The 14,388-nt window shown below is 75.4% G+C and carries 12 protein-coding genes; 7 read left to right on the forward strand and 5 right to left on the reverse strand.

Going from position 1 to position 14,388, the window contains the following annotated elements:
* Window positions 1–25: 25 nt before the first annotated feature.
* Complete coding sequence (locus ACFVUH_RS24800) at window positions 26–1,159, forward strand: aminotransferase class I/II-fold pyridoxal phosphate-dependent enzyme (RefSeq protein ID WP_387915395.1); 1,134 nt, start codon at window positions 26–28, stop codon at window positions 1,157–1,159.
* Between the two features lie 13 nt (window positions 1,160–1,172).
* On the opposite strand, the gene ACFVUH_RS24805 is transcribed toward ACFVUH_RS24800, so the two are convergent.
* The 3 genes from ACFVUH_RS24805 to ACFVUH_RS24815 form a co-directional block, all read right to left on the reverse strand.
* The gene (locus tag ACFVUH_RS24805) at window positions 1,173–2,357 is read right to left on the reverse strand and encodes a GNAT family N-acetyltransferase (protein WP_387915396.1); all 1,185 of its coding nucleotides are present in this window, start codon (window positions 2,355–2,357) and stop codon (window positions 1,173–1,175) included.
* Window positions 2,358–2,634: 277 nt separating this feature from the next.
* Entirely contained in the window at window positions 2,635–3,741 is a 1,107-nt protein-coding gene (locus tag ACFVUH_RS24810) for a polysaccharide deacetylase family protein (RefSeq protein ID WP_387915397.1), read from the reverse strand.
* Between the two features lie 376 nt (window positions 3,742–4,117).
* Complete coding sequence (locus ACFVUH_RS24815) at window positions 4,118–4,408, reverse strand: hypothetical protein (RefSeq protein ID WP_387915398.1); 291 nt, start codon at window positions 4,406–4,408, stop codon at window positions 4,118–4,120.
* A gap of 447 nt (window positions 4,409–4,855) precedes the next feature.
* On the opposite strand from ACFVUH_RS24815, the gene ACFVUH_RS24820 reads away from it, so the two are divergent.
* From ACFVUH_RS24820 to ACFVUH_RS24830, 3 genes are all read left to right on the forward strand, one after another.
* Window positions 4,856–5,653 (forward strand): serine/threonine protein kinase, encoded by a 798-nt coding sequence (locus tag ACFVUH_RS24820; RefSeq protein ID WP_387915399.1) that lies wholly within the window; start codon window positions 4,856–4,858, stop codon window positions 5,651–5,653.
* 7 nt (window positions 5,654–5,660) lie between these two features.
* Window positions 5,661–7,346, forward strand: coding sequence for a serine/threonine-protein kinase (locus ACFVUH_RS24825; protein ID WP_387915400.1), 1,686 nt, complete (start codon window positions 5,661–5,663; stop codon window positions 7,344–7,346).
* 73 nt (window positions 7,347–7,419) lie between these two features.
* The gene (locus tag ACFVUH_RS24830; RefSeq protein WP_387915401.1) at window positions 7,420–8,520 is read left to right on the forward strand and encodes a calcium:proton antiporter; all 1,101 of its coding nucleotides are present in this window, start codon (window positions 7,420–7,422) and stop codon (window positions 8,518–8,520) included.
* A gap of 101 nt (window positions 8,521–8,621) precedes the next feature.
* Here ACFVUH_RS24830 and ACFVUH_RS24835 read toward each other — a convergent pair whose 3' ends face one another.
* Window positions 8,622–9,815 carry an LPXTG cell wall anchor domain-containing protein gene (locus tag ACFVUH_RS24835; protein WP_387915402.1) on the reverse strand — a complete coding sequence of 398 codons (1,194 nt, stop codon included), beginning with the start codon at window positions 9,813–9,815 and terminating at the stop codon, window positions 8,622–8,624.
* 359 nt (window positions 9,816–10,174) lie between these two features.
* Between ACFVUH_RS24835 and ACFVUH_RS24840 the strand changes: the two genes are divergently transcribed.
* Window positions 10,175–11,629, forward strand: a complete 1,455-nt coding sequence (locus tag ACFVUH_RS24840; RefSeq protein ID WP_387915403.1) for a geranylgeranyl reductase family protein — start codon at window positions 10,175–10,177, stop codon at window positions 11,627–11,629.
* 58 nt (window positions 11,630–11,687) lie between these two features.
* Here the strand turns inward: ACFVUH_RS24840 and ACFVUH_RS24845 are convergent, their stop codons facing one another.
* Window positions 11,688–12,077 carry a hypothetical protein gene (locus ACFVUH_RS24845; RefSeq protein WP_387915404.1) on the reverse strand — a complete coding sequence of 130 codons (390 nt, stop codon included), beginning with the start codon at window positions 12,075–12,077 and terminating at the stop codon, window positions 11,688–11,690.
* Between the two features lie 404 nt (window positions 12,078–12,481).
* Here ACFVUH_RS24845 and ACFVUH_RS24850 point away from each other — a divergent pair, with 404 nt between their 5' ends.
* A complete protein-coding gene (locus ACFVUH_RS24850) occupies window positions 12,482–13,132 on the forward strand; it encodes a TNT domain-containing protein (RefSeq protein ID WP_387915405.1) in 651 nt (216 codons plus the stop codon).
* Between the two features lie 385 nt (window positions 13,133–13,517).
* Complete coding sequence (locus ACFVUH_RS24855) at window positions 13,518–14,228, forward strand: GNAT family N-acetyltransferase (protein WP_387915406.1); 711 nt, start codon at window positions 13,518–13,520, stop codon at window positions 14,226–14,228.
* The last annotated feature ends 160 nt before the right edge of the window (window positions 14,229–14,388 follow it).

A 14,388-nucleotide genomic window follows, 5' to 3' on the forward strand; every position in this document is an offset into this window, starting at 1 on the left:
ATCGCACCGAGGAACGAGAACCGCCATGACCAGGCTCCCCGACTTCCGGCTGGAGACGTACTTCTCCCGCTGGGAGTTCACCGCCCGCCACCACCTCACCGCCTCCGACGCGCAGACCATGGCGATGTCCGAACTGCTCGACCTGGCGGACACCGAGGACCGGCACGCCTGGGAGACCCTCGCCCTCGGCTACACCGAGACCTTCGGCGACCCGGCCCTGCGCGAGGCGGTCGCCGACATGTACGACCTGGCCGGCCCCGAGGACGTGATCTGCTTCGGCGGCGCCCAGGAGGGGCTCAACCTCGCCATGCAGGTACTGCTCGGCCCGGACGACCACGCCGTCGTCGTCACCCCCAACTACCAGTCCGCCGAAACCCTGCCGCTCTCGCTCTGCGAGGTCACCGGCGTCGCGCTCGACCCCGACCGCGACTGGGCGCTCGACCTCGACGAGCTGACCGCGGCGTTGCGCCCCGACACCCGTGTCGTCTCCGTCAACTTCCCCAACAACCCCACCGGGAAGGTGATCGAGGCCGCCGACTTCGTGCGGCTGGCCGAACTCTGCGACGAGCGCGGCATCCACCTGTTCAGCGACGAGGTCTACCGCGGCCTGGAGCGCGACCCGGCCCGCGCCCTGCCGAGGGCCGCGGACCTCTCCGAACGCGCTCTCTCGCTCGACGTCACCTCCAAGTCGCTCGGCCTGCCAGGGCTGCGGATCGGTTGGATCGTCTGCCGGGACCGGGAGTTGCGCGGCCGGCTGGAGCGCGCCAAGCACTACACCACGATCTGCAACGCCGCCCCCAGCGAGATCCTGGCGCGGATCGCGATCAAGGCCCGGGAGCCGATCCTGGCCCGCAACCGGGCGCTGATCGCGGCCAACCTGCCGCTCTTCGACGCGTTCTTCGCCCGCTTCGCCGACCTCTTCGAGTGGCACGCCCCGGACGGCGGCTGCGTCGCCTACCCGCGCTACCTCGGCGCGGACGGTGTCGAGTCGTTCTGCCGGGGGCTGGTCGAGGAGGCCGGCGTCCTGCTGCTGCCGGCCTCCGTGTTCCGTTCGGAGCTGACCGCGACGCCCGCCGACCGGTTCCGGATCGGCGTCGGCCGGCGGGATCCCGCACCCGCCCTGGAGGCCTTCGGCTCCTGGCTGGACGCCCGCCGCTGACGAGCCCCCGCCGTCAGTCCCGGGCGGGGACGGCCGTTGCCGCCTCGGCCGCCGCCCCTGTCGCCGTCGCCCCCGTCGCCCCCGACGCCGCCACCCCGGCCGGGGCCCGGCGCGCGGCCTTGGCCCGGTACTTGAGCCCGAGCAGTGCCCCCGGCACGCCGTGCGGCACCAGCCAGGAGACGTCCTCGCGGTCCACCGCGTCGAAGCGGTACTTGTACGGCTCGGTGCCGCGCAGGAAGTCGAAGGTGGTGAGCCCCTGTCCGGAGGCCGCCCGGATCGCCTCGGCGATCACCGCCGTGCCCAGCCGCAGCGGGGCCCAGGTCACGTCCCAGCCGATCTGGTAGTAGGCGAAGGTGTCGCGCCACTGGAAGCCGTAGAGCACGCCGACGACCTCGCCCGCCCGCTCCGCGACCAGGAAGGCCGGGCCCTCGCCGCGGTGGGTGTCGGCGGCCCGCTCGATCACCCGCAGGTGCAGCGGGGCGCGGGCCTCGTCGAAGGTGGTCGGCCGGCCGAGTGCGGCCCGGCGCAGCCGGTGCAGCCGGACGGCGGTGCGCAACAGGTCGAAGCGCTCCGGGAGTTCGGACAGCGCCAGGGCGGGCGGCACCCAGCGGAAGGTGATGCCCTCGGCGGCCAGTTTGCGGCCGTAGCGGCGCAGGTTGGCGCGGAACTGCCGCGAACCCAGCGCGTCCGGTCCGGCCGTCAGATCGGCCCGCGGGCAGGGGGTGCGGCCGATCTCCACCGCGCCGGGCGGCAGCAGGCCGGCCTGGTCCGGGTCGAGGTCGGCGAGCAGCAGGGTGGCCCGCCGCCCGCGCCGGGCCAGCCAGTCGGCGACCTCGGCTCGGCGGTGCGGGGCGACGGCGAAGCCGCAGTGGTCGGCGGCGCCCGGCCCCGAGCCCAGCACGGTCAGGCAGGGGACGGGCAGCGGCGCGCGCGGGTGGAGGCGCTGGACGGTGCGCAGCAGCGGGACGACGGCGTCGACCCGGCCGTCCCCGTCCCGCCACACCACGACCTCGCCCTCGCCGCCGGCACCGGAGCGCGCACCGCCCTCGGCGGCCCCCAGCGTCTCCCACCAGGCGAGCGTCCACTCGGGCGTGCTGAACCAGGAGCCGCCCGTCCCGCCCGCGCGGCCCGCCACCAGCTCGCGCCAGCCGTCGACCACGTCCGTCGGCAGGGCGGCCGACCGGTACCGGACCGGCACCGCGCGCGCACCGGAGGGCGCGGCGACGGATGCCGTCGGACCGGCCGGGCCCGGAGGTGTCGGTCCCGGATGCGCTGTTCCCATGTGTGCTGCCCCCCAGGCTCGTCCGTTCCCGGTGTGCCCGCCGGCCGGCGGCCGGTCGCGGGCCGGTCGGTATTCTCCCGGATCCCCACCCCCGGGCGGCGGGGTTCCGGGCAAGCGGTCCCCGCGCCGGCCGTCCGGGCGGGGGAGCGGCCGGGGGTGCGCGCGCGGTGCGCGCCCCCGCCGGAGCGGTCCGTCAGGTGCCGCCGCGCAGGCGGTGCACGGCCGGGTGGAGCCCGGAGAGGATGGTGTCGAAGCGGTCCCGGCCGGTGGTGGAGTTGACCCGCAGCCGGCTGATCCGCAGCGGGTTCGGCGGCAGCAGCCGGTCGTGGCGGTGGTCGAACAGGAAGCCGAGCCGGTAGCCGAGGCGGTTCAGCAGGGCCTCGGCGCGCGGGTCGAGGTTGCCATTGGGGTAGGCGAAGGCGGTGGGCGCCTCGCCGCCGAGCCAACCGGTCAGTGCCCGGTGCGCGCCGGTCACCTCGGCCTCCACGGTGTCGTCCTCGCACCGGTCGAGGCAGGGGTGGCCGGCGGTGTGGTTGCCGATCGCGACGCCGCCGCGGGTGAGCGTCAGCAGGTCGGCCGGGGTGAGCTGTTCCTGCCGAGGTGCGCGGACCGCGGCGCTCGCCCGGAGTTCGGCCAGCGCGGCGCGGCGGTCCGGGTCGGCGAGGGTCTTCATCCGGCGGACCGCACCGCCCGGCGGACAGTCGGCCAGGGCGCGGGCGGTGCCGCCGTGCGCGGCGAGGAAGGCGGCCTCGCGCCACCAGAACGGCTGGTCGCCGCCGATGAGGTCGGTGACCACGAAGGCGGCGGCGGGAATGTTGAACCGGGCCAGCACCGGCAGTCCCTCGGTGAGCACCGTGCGGTCGCCGTCGTCGAAGGTCACCAGCACGCTGCGGTGCGGCAGCGGCCGGCCGGTGTGCGCCGCCTGCTCGACGGCGGCGAGCGGGACCGGGCGGGCGTGGCGGACCAGGCGCTCCATCTGGAGCGCGAACACCCGGGGATCGTCCACCCCGTGGTAGGCGAGCACGGCCAGCCGGCGGGTGGCGGCGAGCCGGAAGAGCGGCTGGAGCGGTGAGTGGCGCAGGACGGCGTCGACGGTCGCCCGCCGGCCGGCGAGCCGCGCGCGCGGCGGGGCGGCGTCCGTCGGGCCGACGACGGCGGTCGCGGTCGTGGCGCTCGTCCTGGTCGTGGCGGTGGTCGTGGTCGTGGCCGTGGCGGTGGTCGTGGCCGTGGTGGTCCCGGCGGCCGTCGCGCTGCTCGGGCCTTCGGCGGCCCCGGTCGAATGCGCGGTTCCTTCGGGCATGGACGCGCTCCCCTTCCTCCCCGTGCGATGGTGCGCTGGCGGGGGTGGAGCACGCTGCACCGCCAGGCCCGGCCGTTCGGCGCACGCCTGTCGGGTGGGCGGCCCGCCCCGCTCCACGAAGTCCCAAGATAGTGCAAAAACCCATGCTCCGAACCGGGTTGCGCACCGTGGACGGGTTTCGACGGGTGGTTGGCGCATTTGCCGACGGCCGGTGAACTGAGCGACGGCTGTGAGCATCCTGAGTGATTGCTGGTGGGAGCGGGCGCGGATGCGTCCTGGGGGGACGGCGCCGGCCACCGGGTGCGGGCCCGGTGGCCGGCCCGGGCCGGGGCGCGCGAGGCTCCGGCCCGTCAGAGCCCTGTCATCGGACGGGGCGTCAGAACGGGTTGGTACAGGTGGTCACCTGCTGCGCCACGTCCTGGGCGGGGCCCGCGGTGGCGCAGACTATCTTGAGGTCCGAGGTGACCACGCGGGGCGTCACGGCCTTCGCGAAGCCCTGGGCGTAGGTGGTCGCGGAAGCGGCGGTCACCCACGGGCTCCCCCAGGCGTGCTGGGTGCGCACCTCGACCTTGACGATCGTCAACTGGCTGGGGTCGGCGGTGACCTGGGCGACGCCGACGACGCCCGCACCGTCGGTCTCGTGCCAGACGCACGGCTGGTTCAGCACCGTCGCGCACGCGACGGTACCCGTCTCGGCCGTGGCCCCGGGTGCGGTCGTCGCGGCCGCGGCCGGAAGGACCGTGACCACAGTGATTCCTGCCGCCGCCGCCATGAGAGCTGCAATCCGAGCGCGCATGATGTCAACCTCCTTGGAATGAAAGGGAATTTCGCTCTGTGAGGTGAGTCTTGCACAAATCTTTAAGGTTTCCCGTGTGTGCTGCATCACACTGATGGTGACCGCTCAACTACTGAGAGCGATCACGCCGGTGACATCGGGATGACACCGAGGTGTCGACCGGCCGACGTGACGGTGCGGGCGCCGGTGATCGAATGTGACGGTGCGCCAGGTGGCAACTCGCACCTGGCGGCTTCTCGTTCACTCGTCCGGGTCGGCCCGGCGCTGCCGGATGGTTCGGGCCGCTACGATCGGGCCGACCCCCGGAGGTGACCCCGGATGACCACGGTCATCGTGCAGTTGCCCGACGCCCGCCCGCCGGCCCCGGCCGACCGTCGCTTCGCCCGCCTGTCGAGGCCGCCCCGCAGCGCTCCGCCCAGCCGTCCGGCCCTGCTGCACCTCGGGCCGGGCGACACGGCCGCGTTCGGGCGCGGCGAGCCCGGCCGCCCGCCCGCCGTCCCGATCCCCGATCCGGGCGTGTCGCGCCGGGCCGGCGAGATCACCGCCGCCGAGGACTACTGGCGGCTCTCCAACTTCAGCGCCACCGCCACCTACGTCGTGGAGAACCTCGAAGGCGCGGGCGAGCACGTCAAGGTCGCGCCCGGGCGGATCGGTGCGCCCGTCCCGTTCGAGATCTCCCGGATCCTGCTGCCCGCCCGCGGCGAACCGGCGGCGTTCAAGGTCTTCGCCCCCCAACACGCCTACCTGGGCTGCGAGTCGGCCGCTCCGGGCGGAGAGCGCACGGTCAGCCCGTTCGCCCTGGACCCGACCGCCAAGTACTTCCTCGTCCTGCTCGCACTCTGCGAGCCGCGGCTGCGCTCGCCCTCCGCGGCGGCCGTGCCCGGCGCCACCGACGTGGTGGCGCGGCTGCGCGACCTGCCGGCCTGCCGCGACCTCAGCCGCTCGGCCGTCAACTACCACATCGACTACCTGGTCGGCAGCAAGCTCCGGCTGCGCGACCCGGTGGAAGGGGGCGACCCGGGCGGCAAGCGGGAGGAACTCGTGGCGCTGGCCCTGCGGTTCGACCTCGTGCGGGAGGAGCACCTGGCGCTGCTCCCGCCCCGGCGCGGCGGGTGACCCGGCGGTGGCACCGAGCGCCGCGCCGCCGGCCCGGCCCGAACCCCCGGGCGGCGGGGCGGGGTTCGCGGTGCCGCCCGGCTACCCGGTCGCGGGGTACCGGGTCGGCGAGCTGATCGGGGTGGGCGGCTGGGGAAGCGTCTACGCGGCCCGCCGCGAGGGGCCGGGGTCCGGTGGCGGGCCTGGCGGCGGCTCCGGCGAGACGTGCGGTGGCGGCTCTGGCGGCCCGTCCGGGAGCGGTCCGTGCGAGGCGGCCGTCAAGTTCCTCCACCCCGGCCGGCTCAGCCCCGGCCAGCGCGACACCATGCTCCAACTCGCCCACAGCGAGCTGCGGTTCAGCCGGAGCGCCGACCACCCCCACCTGATCCGCACCCTCGCCGCGGTCACCCTCGCCGACCCGGCCCACCCCGCACTGGACGGCGCGCTCGCCCTGGTGATGGAGCGCGCCGCGGGCAGCCTCCAGGACCTCCTGGCCGCGACGCGACCGTCGGCCCCCGTCCCGGACGCCGGCCGGATCCTCGCCGAGGTCGCCGCCGGCCTGCGCCACATGCACACCGCCGGCTGGGTGCACGGCGACCTCAAACCCGCCAACGTCCTGCTGATGCCCGACGGCACCGCCAAGCTCGCCGACTTCGGCCTGACCGCCGAACTGGACGGCACCCACGCCTACGCCCCGCCGCTCGGCTCGCCCGACCACGTGCCACCGGAGTGGTGGTCCCAGCGGACCGGTGCGCACGGCGTGGCCCTGCGTCCGAGCGCCGACCTGTGGGCCTTCGGCGTCCTCGCCCACCAACTGCTGACCGGTGGCCTGCACCCGTTCCTCGGCGCCACCGCCCGCGCCCGCTCGCTCGCCGCCCTGGCGTACGCGCGCGGCAGCGCCCCGCTGCGGCTGGACGCCGCGCTGCCGGAGCGGTGGCGGCCGCTGGTCGGCGCCTGCCTGACGGCCGACCGGCGGCGGCGCGCCGAGGTCGACCTCGCGGCGCTGCTCGCCGTGGCGCTCGACGAGGACGTGCCGCCCGCGGGTGGGGCTCCGGTGCGGCTGCGGCGCCGCCGCACCGCCGTGGGCGCGACGGCGCTGCTCACCGGGGCCGCCGTCCTGCTGGCGCTCACCGGCGCGCCGGAGCCGGCCGGGCCGACCGCGTCCGGGTCGTCCGGGTCCGGGTCGTCCGGGTCGTCCGGGGCGCCGCCGCCGGTGCGCGGTCCGGTCCGGCCCGGTGCGATCCCGCCCGGCGCCGACGTCCCCGCCGCGCTGCGCGCGCCGATCGACGACGCGGCCCGCCGCTGCCCCGAGGCCGAGGTCACCCCGGTGCTGCTGGCCGCGATGATCAAGGCGGAGTCCGGCTTCGACCCGGCCGCCGCCCGTCCCGAGACCGGGGAGTACGGCGTGGCGATGTGGACGCCCTCGGTCTTCAACGCCTGGGCGCAGGACGCCGACCACGACGGCGTCAAGGACTACCTGGACCCCGACGACGCCATCGCCGCGATGGGCGGCTACGTCTGCTGGCTCGCCCAGCGCTTCAAGCAGCGCGGCTATCCCGCCGCCGAACTGCCCGCCCTGGTGACGGCCGGCTACCGGACGAGCGACAAGACGGTCGCCGACGCCGGCGGTGTACCCGATCGGGTGAAACCGCACGTCAGCAAGGTCCTCGCCTACCTCGCGGAGTACGGCGGGACTACGGTGGCCGGGTCATGAGGTCGGCCACATCCGTGGCCTCCCCGGTGGCGTCGCCACGGAACCTGTGCTTCCGGATGGGATGCTCGGCGGCATGTTCACCAAGCTCCGTCCCGTCGTCACGCAGTGGACCGTCGTCGTGCCCCTGCTGGCCTTCGCCGTCCTCGCCCTGACCTGGCACCGCGACCTCCCCGGCTGGGTGGTGGGCGTGGTGTCGCTGTTCCTGGCGGGTGCCGTGCTCGCCGCCGTGCACCACGCGGAGGTGATCGCCCACAAGGTGGGCGAACCGTTCGGTTCCCTGGTGCTCGCGGTCGCGGTGACGGTGATCGAGGTCGCGCTGATCGTGACCCTGATGATCGACGGCGGTGACAAGTCGGCGACGCTCGCCCGGGACACCGTGTTCGCCGCGGTGATGATCACCTGCAACGGCATCCTCGGCCTGTCCATCGTGGTGGCGGCCAGCAAGTACCGGGTGGCGGTCTTCAACGCCGAGGGGACGGGGGCCGCGCTGGCCTGCATCGGCACCCTCGCCACGCTCAGCCTGGTCCTGCCGACCTTCACCACCAGCTCGCCCGGCCCGCAGTTCTCGCCCGCCCAGCTCGCCTTCGCGGCGGCCGCCTCGCTCGTGCTGTACGGGCTGTTCGTGGCCACCCTGGCCGTTCGGCACCGGGAGTACTTCCTGCCGGTCACCCCGGAGGGCAAGGTGGTCGAGGAGGACGACCACGCCGAGCCGCCGACCCGCCGGGCCGCCGTCGTCAGCCTGATCCTGCTCGGTGTGGCGCTGGTGTCGGTGGTCGGCCTGGCCAAGGGCGTGTCCCCGACCATCGAGTCGGCGGTGCAGTCGGCCGGGCTGCCGAACTCGGTGGTGGGTGTCGTGATCGCGCTGCTCGTCCTGCTGCCGGAGACCATCGCCGCCCTGCGCGCGGCCAAGCGCAACCGGGTGCAGACCAGCCTCAACCTGGCGCTCGGCTCCGCGCTGGCGAGCATCGGCCTGACCATCCCGGCCGTGGCGGTCGCCTCGTACTGGCTCTCCGGGCCGCTGGTGCTCGGCCTGGACTCCTCGCACCTGGTGCTGCTCACGCTGACCATCGTGGTCGGCACGCTGACGGTCATCCCGCGCCGGGCGACGCCGCTCCAGGGCGCGGTGCACCTGGCCATCCTGGCCGCCTACGTGGAGCTGGCGATCACCCCCTGAGCGCCCTCCGGGGGGTGGGGGCGGGGACGGCGAACGGGCCGGTGACCTTGAGGGTCACCGGCCCGTTCGGGTGTCCGGGTGCCGGAGGTCCGGTCGCCGGATCAGGAGGAGCGGCGGGTACGGCGGGTGTAGACGACGGCGCCCGCGCCGCCGAGCAGCAGGACGGTGCCCGCGCCGGCCATCAGCAGGGTGCCGGTGCCGTTGCTCCCGGTGGACGCGAGGTCCTTGCCGGAGGAGGTGCCACCGGCGATCGGGGTCGGCACGCTGACCTGGGTCGGCATGAGCAGCGGGTTGGCCGGGTCGACGACGGTGTTGGCCGGCGCGACGTGCACCGGAACGGTCGCGGTGGGCTTGGGGGCCGGGCCGCTCGCACTCGGCTCCGGCGCCTGGCCGCCCGGGGTGGCGGTGCCCGACGGGCTCGCCGAACCGGTGGCGCCCGGGGTGGCCGAGGGGGTGGCCGAGGGGGTGGCCGAGGGGGTGGCCGACGGGGTCGCGGCCGGGGTGGTGGCCGGCGTGCCGCTCGGCGTCACCGACGGGACCTCGCTCGGGGTGACGCTCGGGGCCACGGTCGGCGGGACCGTCGGGTTCGGCGGCGTCGTGGTCGGCGGCGTGGACGGGGTCGGCGACGCCGGCTGGGACGGCGTCCCGCTCGGGGCCACCGTGGGCACCGTGCTCGGGGTGACCGGGACCGTCGGAACCGGCGTGGTCGGCGGCGTGGTCGGCGGGGTGGTCGGCGGCGCGCTGGGCGTGGCGCTCGGGGCGGTGGTGGGCGGCGGCGGGACCGGGGTCGTCTTGGTGGGCGTCGGGGTCGGCGTGGCGGTCGGGGTGGGGGTACGGCCGCCGCAGTCCACCTTGAACACCTTGTGCTTCGGGTTGTTGAGCTTCGGCGGCGCCGTCGGCAGCTTGCCGTGGTCCATCTCCACCGCGGCCCAGTACAGCTTGTACTGGCCGTCCGGCAGGTTGATGTCCTCGGTCCGGACGTGGCCCTTGCCGTCCACCGGGATGTCGCCGTACACGACGGCGGTCTCCTTGGTGTCGGTGTGCATCTGGGCGATCAGCCAGACGATGTCCTGACCCGGGTCGAAGCCGAACGAGTCCAGGTAGAAGGCGCAGACCTTGGGCTCGTTGTTCTTGGGCTCCTCGCCCGTCGAGGCGTCATGGATCTTGACGGTGCCGTTGTTGCCCTTCGCGGCCTGGCCGCCGGCGGCGGCTTCGGCGGCGGGGGTGGCGAGCAGCAGGGCGGCGACGGCGGGGACGGCGACGAGGGACCGCGCCGTGGTGGAGCGAATGCGCATGGCTGTGTCCAACGGGGATCGGCGGTCCCGAGGGGACCGCGCGGGGAGGTGGGAGCCCTCGGCCGACGGCAGTCGGCGGACAAGGCGCATCAAACTCCCGCAGTCGGTCCGGCCCCGCAAGGAGGGTTTGGCCGAATTGCCAGGAAGCGGAGCCGATTGTCCGACAAGTCCATTGCAACGATTCGGTCACCCGGATGTGAGGGGCCGATGGGCCGGATCGGTCCGATCGGGCCGGATGGGGCCGGGTGGGGCGGCCGATGCCCGCGTGTCGGGTTCGACGGGGCGTTCGCGGTCCATATCGTCTGTGTCCGCCGAATCCGCTGAGTCCGCCGCAGGACCGACACCCGTGGGAGCGCCGCATGCCCGGCCCAGCAGAGCAGTCGTCCACCCGTCCCGCCCAGCCGGATCCCGCCGGCCCGTCCGACGGCGCCGAGCCGGTCGGGGCTGCCGGGCCGGTCGGGGGTGCCGAGCAGGCCGGGGGAGCGGAACCGGTCGAGGGGGCGGAACCGGTCGCCGCCGACGACGACGCGTCCGGGAACGGCGTGGACACCGCCGATGTGATCGTGGTCGGCGCGGGTCCGGCCGGCTCCACCGCCGCCTACCACCTGGCCCGCACCGGCCTGGACGTCCTCCTGCTGGAGAAGTCGGCCTTCCCCCGGGAGAAGGTCTGCGGCGACGGCCTCACCCCCCGCGCCGTCCGGCAGCTGATCGACCTCGGCATCGACGTCTCGGAATCCGCCGGCTGGCTGCACAACCGCGGCCTGCGGATCGTCGCGGGCGGGCGCCGGGTGGAACTCGACTGGCCGGAGCTGGCCGCCTACCCCGGCTTCGGGCTGGTCCGCCGCCGCGCCGACTTCGACGAGCTGCTCGCCCGGCGGGCCGCCGCGGCCGGCGCCCGGCTGGTGGAGCGGGCCAACGTGGCGGGCCCGGTGCTGGACGAGCGGACCGGCCGGATCACCGGCGTCACCGCCCGGCTCGGCGAGGAACGCCGGCCCGTCACCTACCGCGCGCCCCTGGTGGTCGCCGCCGACGGCAACTCCACCCGGCTCTCCCTGGCGATGCGGCGCTACCGCCGTACCGACCGCGCGATGGGGGTCGCCTACCGCACCTACTTCACCACCCCGCGCCACGAGGACCGCTACCTGGAGGCCTGGCTCGACCTGCGCGACCCCGCCGACCCGGCCCGCCGTCTGCTGCCCGGCTACGCCTGGGTGTTCGGCATGGGCGACGGCACCGCCAACATCGGCCTCGGCGTCGTCGACACCGGCGCGGTGCCCCGCGAGGTGGACTGGCGGCAGCTGCTCCGCCGCTGGTGCGACGACCTCCCCGCCGAGTACGGCTACCACCCCGAGGCCGTCACCGAACCGATCCGCGGCTCCGCCCTCCCGATGGGACTCAACCGCCAACCCCACTACGCCGACGGCCTGTTGCTGGTCGGCGACGCCGGCGGCACGGTCAGCCCGGCCACCGGTGAGGGCATCGCCTACGCGATGGAGTCCGGCCGCTTCGCCGCCGAGGCGATCGTCCAGGCCCTCGCCCGGCGCACCGACCGCGGCCGTGACCTGGCCCTGCGCGCCTATCCGCAGGCCCTGCGCGCCGCCTACGACGGTTACTTCGCGCTCGGGCGGCTCACCGCCGCCGCGCTGAGCCGCCCGCGTCTGGTGGGCGCGGCCGGGGCGGCCGGGCTCGGCAACCCGGCCCTGCTGCGGGCGGCGTTCCGGCTGATGGTCAACCTGACGGAGCCCAACTCCCGAGACGCGCTGGACCGCCTGCTGCACCTCCTCGGCCGCCTGGCCCCCAGCAGCCGGGGCTGAACCCCGCGGTCCCTGCTCCGGCCCCCGCGGCCCCTGCCGCGGGGGCCGACGGGCGTGCCTAGTCACTGAACCAGGCGCGCCCGTCGGAGGACAGGAACGCCCGCAGGACGAACGCGCCGAGGGCGATGCCGGCCAGGGCGGCGAATGAGCCGGTGGCCACCAGGAGCACGCCGACGGCCACGGACAGCGCCTCGATGACGGCCACCGTCGTCCTGGTCCAGCCGGCCCGGCGCGAGGCGAGGCCGGCACAGGTGCCGAGCAGCAGGCCGACCAGCACGGAGGTCATCGCGACGAAGCGCACCAGCGCGACCTCGTCGCCCTGGTTCCGGCCGAGGGCCCCGAGCAGCAGCAGGCCCGAGCAGCCGCTGAGCGCGGCGTGGATCCACACGCACGCGACCGCCCGCCGGACCGACGTCGGCATCCGCCGTGCGGCGCACTGGTCCGTCATCGCTGACCACCCCCGGTCGTCGAGCGGCCGTGGCCGGCGGCCGGGCCGTACCGGCGAGGATCGGGCCGGCCCGACGTGCTGTCAATGGAACTGGTGCGTCCCCCGGCGGCTCCCGCGGGGTCCGCCGCTGGTTGCGGCGGCTGTGCCGGGTCCGAGGCTGGGGGCGCGACCCTCCAGTTTGCGCGCCCCCGGCGCCCGGCGTGCGCGGGTTGGCCGAAACCGGGGGCTCCGGACCCGTTACGGGCTCCGGCGGTTGACGTGCGGTCAGATGATCCGATTGCCTGGTGCCGGCTTGGCCACGGAGGGTGACCGATCACGCTCCGGTCCGCCCGCCGTGCCGCCGCCGGCTCATCACCGCACCACCCAACCTGCTCGCCAGCTCACCACCTCATGACGGAGACAACGTGCGCCTTCGCCTGTTCGCCGTACCGCTCGCCGCGGTCGTCGCCCTGCTCGCCCCGACCACCCCGGCCCTCGCCGCCGGGACGGCCGCCACCCCGTCCAACGAGTGCTCGACGGCGGACTTCCACGGCGATCCCCGGCTCGGCCCCGCCGACCTGCCGACCGCCGGCACGGTCGGCCGCGAGCTGATCGGCTACCGGCGGACCGGCGGCCTCGACGAGGCGAAGTTCCTCGCCACCTACTACAGCCCCACCGCCAACAACGGCAGCCCGGGCTGGATATACCCGCCCGCCAACGGCTACGTCACCCTGCCCGACGGCACCCCGGTCGAGTTCGAGATCACCCTCTACCCGAACCAGCGGATCGACCGCTACGGCAGCGAGTACGGTGCGTTCCTCGCCCCCGAGGGCCTGCCCTACGCCAGCCGCTCCATCCCGCCGCAGAGCCTGGACGCCAACCCGGCCACGAGCTGCAACTACCACGACTACCAGGTGGTCAAGCCCTTCAAGGTGCACGCCGGACCGATAGCGCCCTGGTTCGGCCAGCCCGGCTACGGCCTGCAGTACCAGCTCGACGCCGCGCTCGTCCCCGACGGCCCGGCCCGGCTGAACGTGCTCTGGCTCGTCGACAACGGCTACCTCGCCCGGGTCTGACACCCTCCGGCGCGACGGCGGCCTCCGGGCTGCGGGCGGCTGGGCTGCGGCCTCCGGGCCCCGGCTCCGGCTACCGGACGTCGCCGTCGCGCCAGTCGCACACCAACCGTCCGTCGAGGTCCAGCGCCACCGCACCCGGCAGCACGACCACCTCGCCCTCGTCGTCCGCCACAGCGGCAGCTGCCGCTGGACCACCGCCGCGTGCCCGATCAGCACCCCGTCCTCCCGGACCGCCTCCCTGGTGCCGTGGTCCAGGGCGGAGGTGTGGGTGGTGCCGAGTTCGGCCATCGGCCGATCGTGGCACGCCGGGGCGGCGGTGCCGACCGGCTTTCGCGGCGGCCGTAAATCCGTTGCCGGACAGGTGGGGAGGGGATAGGAAGGGTGGATGAGCACCACGCACCCCACCGCATCCGTCGGCCCTGCCGCTTCCTCCGCGCCCGCAGCTCCTGCAGCTCCTGCAGGACCGCCGACCGGTGGCAGCCGAGGGTTCGTCCCGGCCGTCCTCGACCTGGGCGACGTCGTCCTGCACCCGTGGCGGCCCGGCCTGGAGGTCCGGGGCGGTGCACTGGCGAGCCTGACCGCGGCCGCCGCCGATCCGGAGATCGCCCTCTGGAATCCGCTGCGCGCCGCCGACCTGGTGCAGGCCGAGGCGTGCCTCGACCGCTGGGCCACCGGCTGGGAGAACGGCAGCCTCGCCTACTTCGCGATCCTGGACGCCGTGGACTCCGAACTGCTCGGCACCATCGCACTGCGGTGGACCGACCGTGCCGACGGGCTCGCCATGGTCGGCTATTGGCTGCTGGAGGCGGCCCGGGGGCGGGGCGTGATCACCCGGGCCACCCGCACGGTCACCCGCTGGGGCTTCGACACCGCCGGCGCCCGGCGGATCGAACTCGCGCACGCGGTCGACAACCCCGCCTCCTGCCGGGTCGCCGAACGCTGCGACTTCCCGCTCGAAGGCACCCTGCGCGCCTCCTACCGCTTCGGCGACGGCCTCTACCACGACGAGCACCTCCACGCCCGGCTGGCCACCGACCCCGACACCGACGACGGTGCGGGTCCCGGCCCCGGGGCGCGGGGCCGCCGGGACGGCTGAGCCCGCGCGGACGGCGGCGGTCCGCCCGGGTCCCCGGCCGGCCCGGCGGGCTCCCCGACCGCCGCACGGGGCTCCCCGCCTGCCCCGCCGGGCAGGGGGCGGGGTGCCGGGTGCGGGCCTAACCTGGAAGGGCGCGCCCGTACGTGGTGCGGAACGGGAG

The organism is Kitasatospora sp. NPDC058032 (genome assembly GCF_042885845.1).
Lineage (GTDB): Bacteria > Actinomycetota > Actinomycetes > Streptomycetales > Streptomycetaceae > Kitasatospora.

Coding starts and splice junctions, on each gene's coding strand:
- ACFVUH_RS24800 (WP_387915395.1), top strand. CDS start 26: ATGACCAGGCTCCCCGACTTCCGGCTGGAGACGTACTTCTCCCGCTGG.
- ACFVUH_RS24810 (WP_387915397.1), bottom strand. CDS start 3,741: ATGCCCGAAGGAACCGCGCATTCGACCGGGGCCGCCGAAGGCCCGAGC.
- ACFVUH_RS24820 (WP_387915399.1), top strand. CDS start 4,856: ATGACCACGGTCATCGTGCAGTTGCCCGACGCCCGCCCGCCGGCCCCG.
- ACFVUH_RS24830 (WP_387915401.1), top strand. CDS start 7,420: ATGTTCACCAAGCTCCGTCCCGTCGTCACGCAGTGGACCGTCGTCGTG.
- ACFVUH_RS24835 (WP_387915402.1), bottom strand. CDS start 9,815: ATGCGCATTCGCTCCACCACGGCGCGGTCCCTCGTCGCCGTCCCCGCC.
- ACFVUH_RS24840 (WP_387915403.1), top strand. CDS start 10,175: ATGCCCGGCCCAGCAGAGCAGTCGTCCACCCGTCCCGCCCAGCCGGAT.
- ACFVUH_RS24845 (WP_387915404.1), bottom strand. CDS start 12,077: ATGACGGACCAGTGCGCCGCACGGCGGATGCCGACGTCGGTCCGGCGG.
- ACFVUH_RS24855 (WP_387915406.1), top strand. CDS start 13,518: ATGAGCACCACGCACCCCACCGCATCCGTCGGCCCTGCCGCTTCCTCC.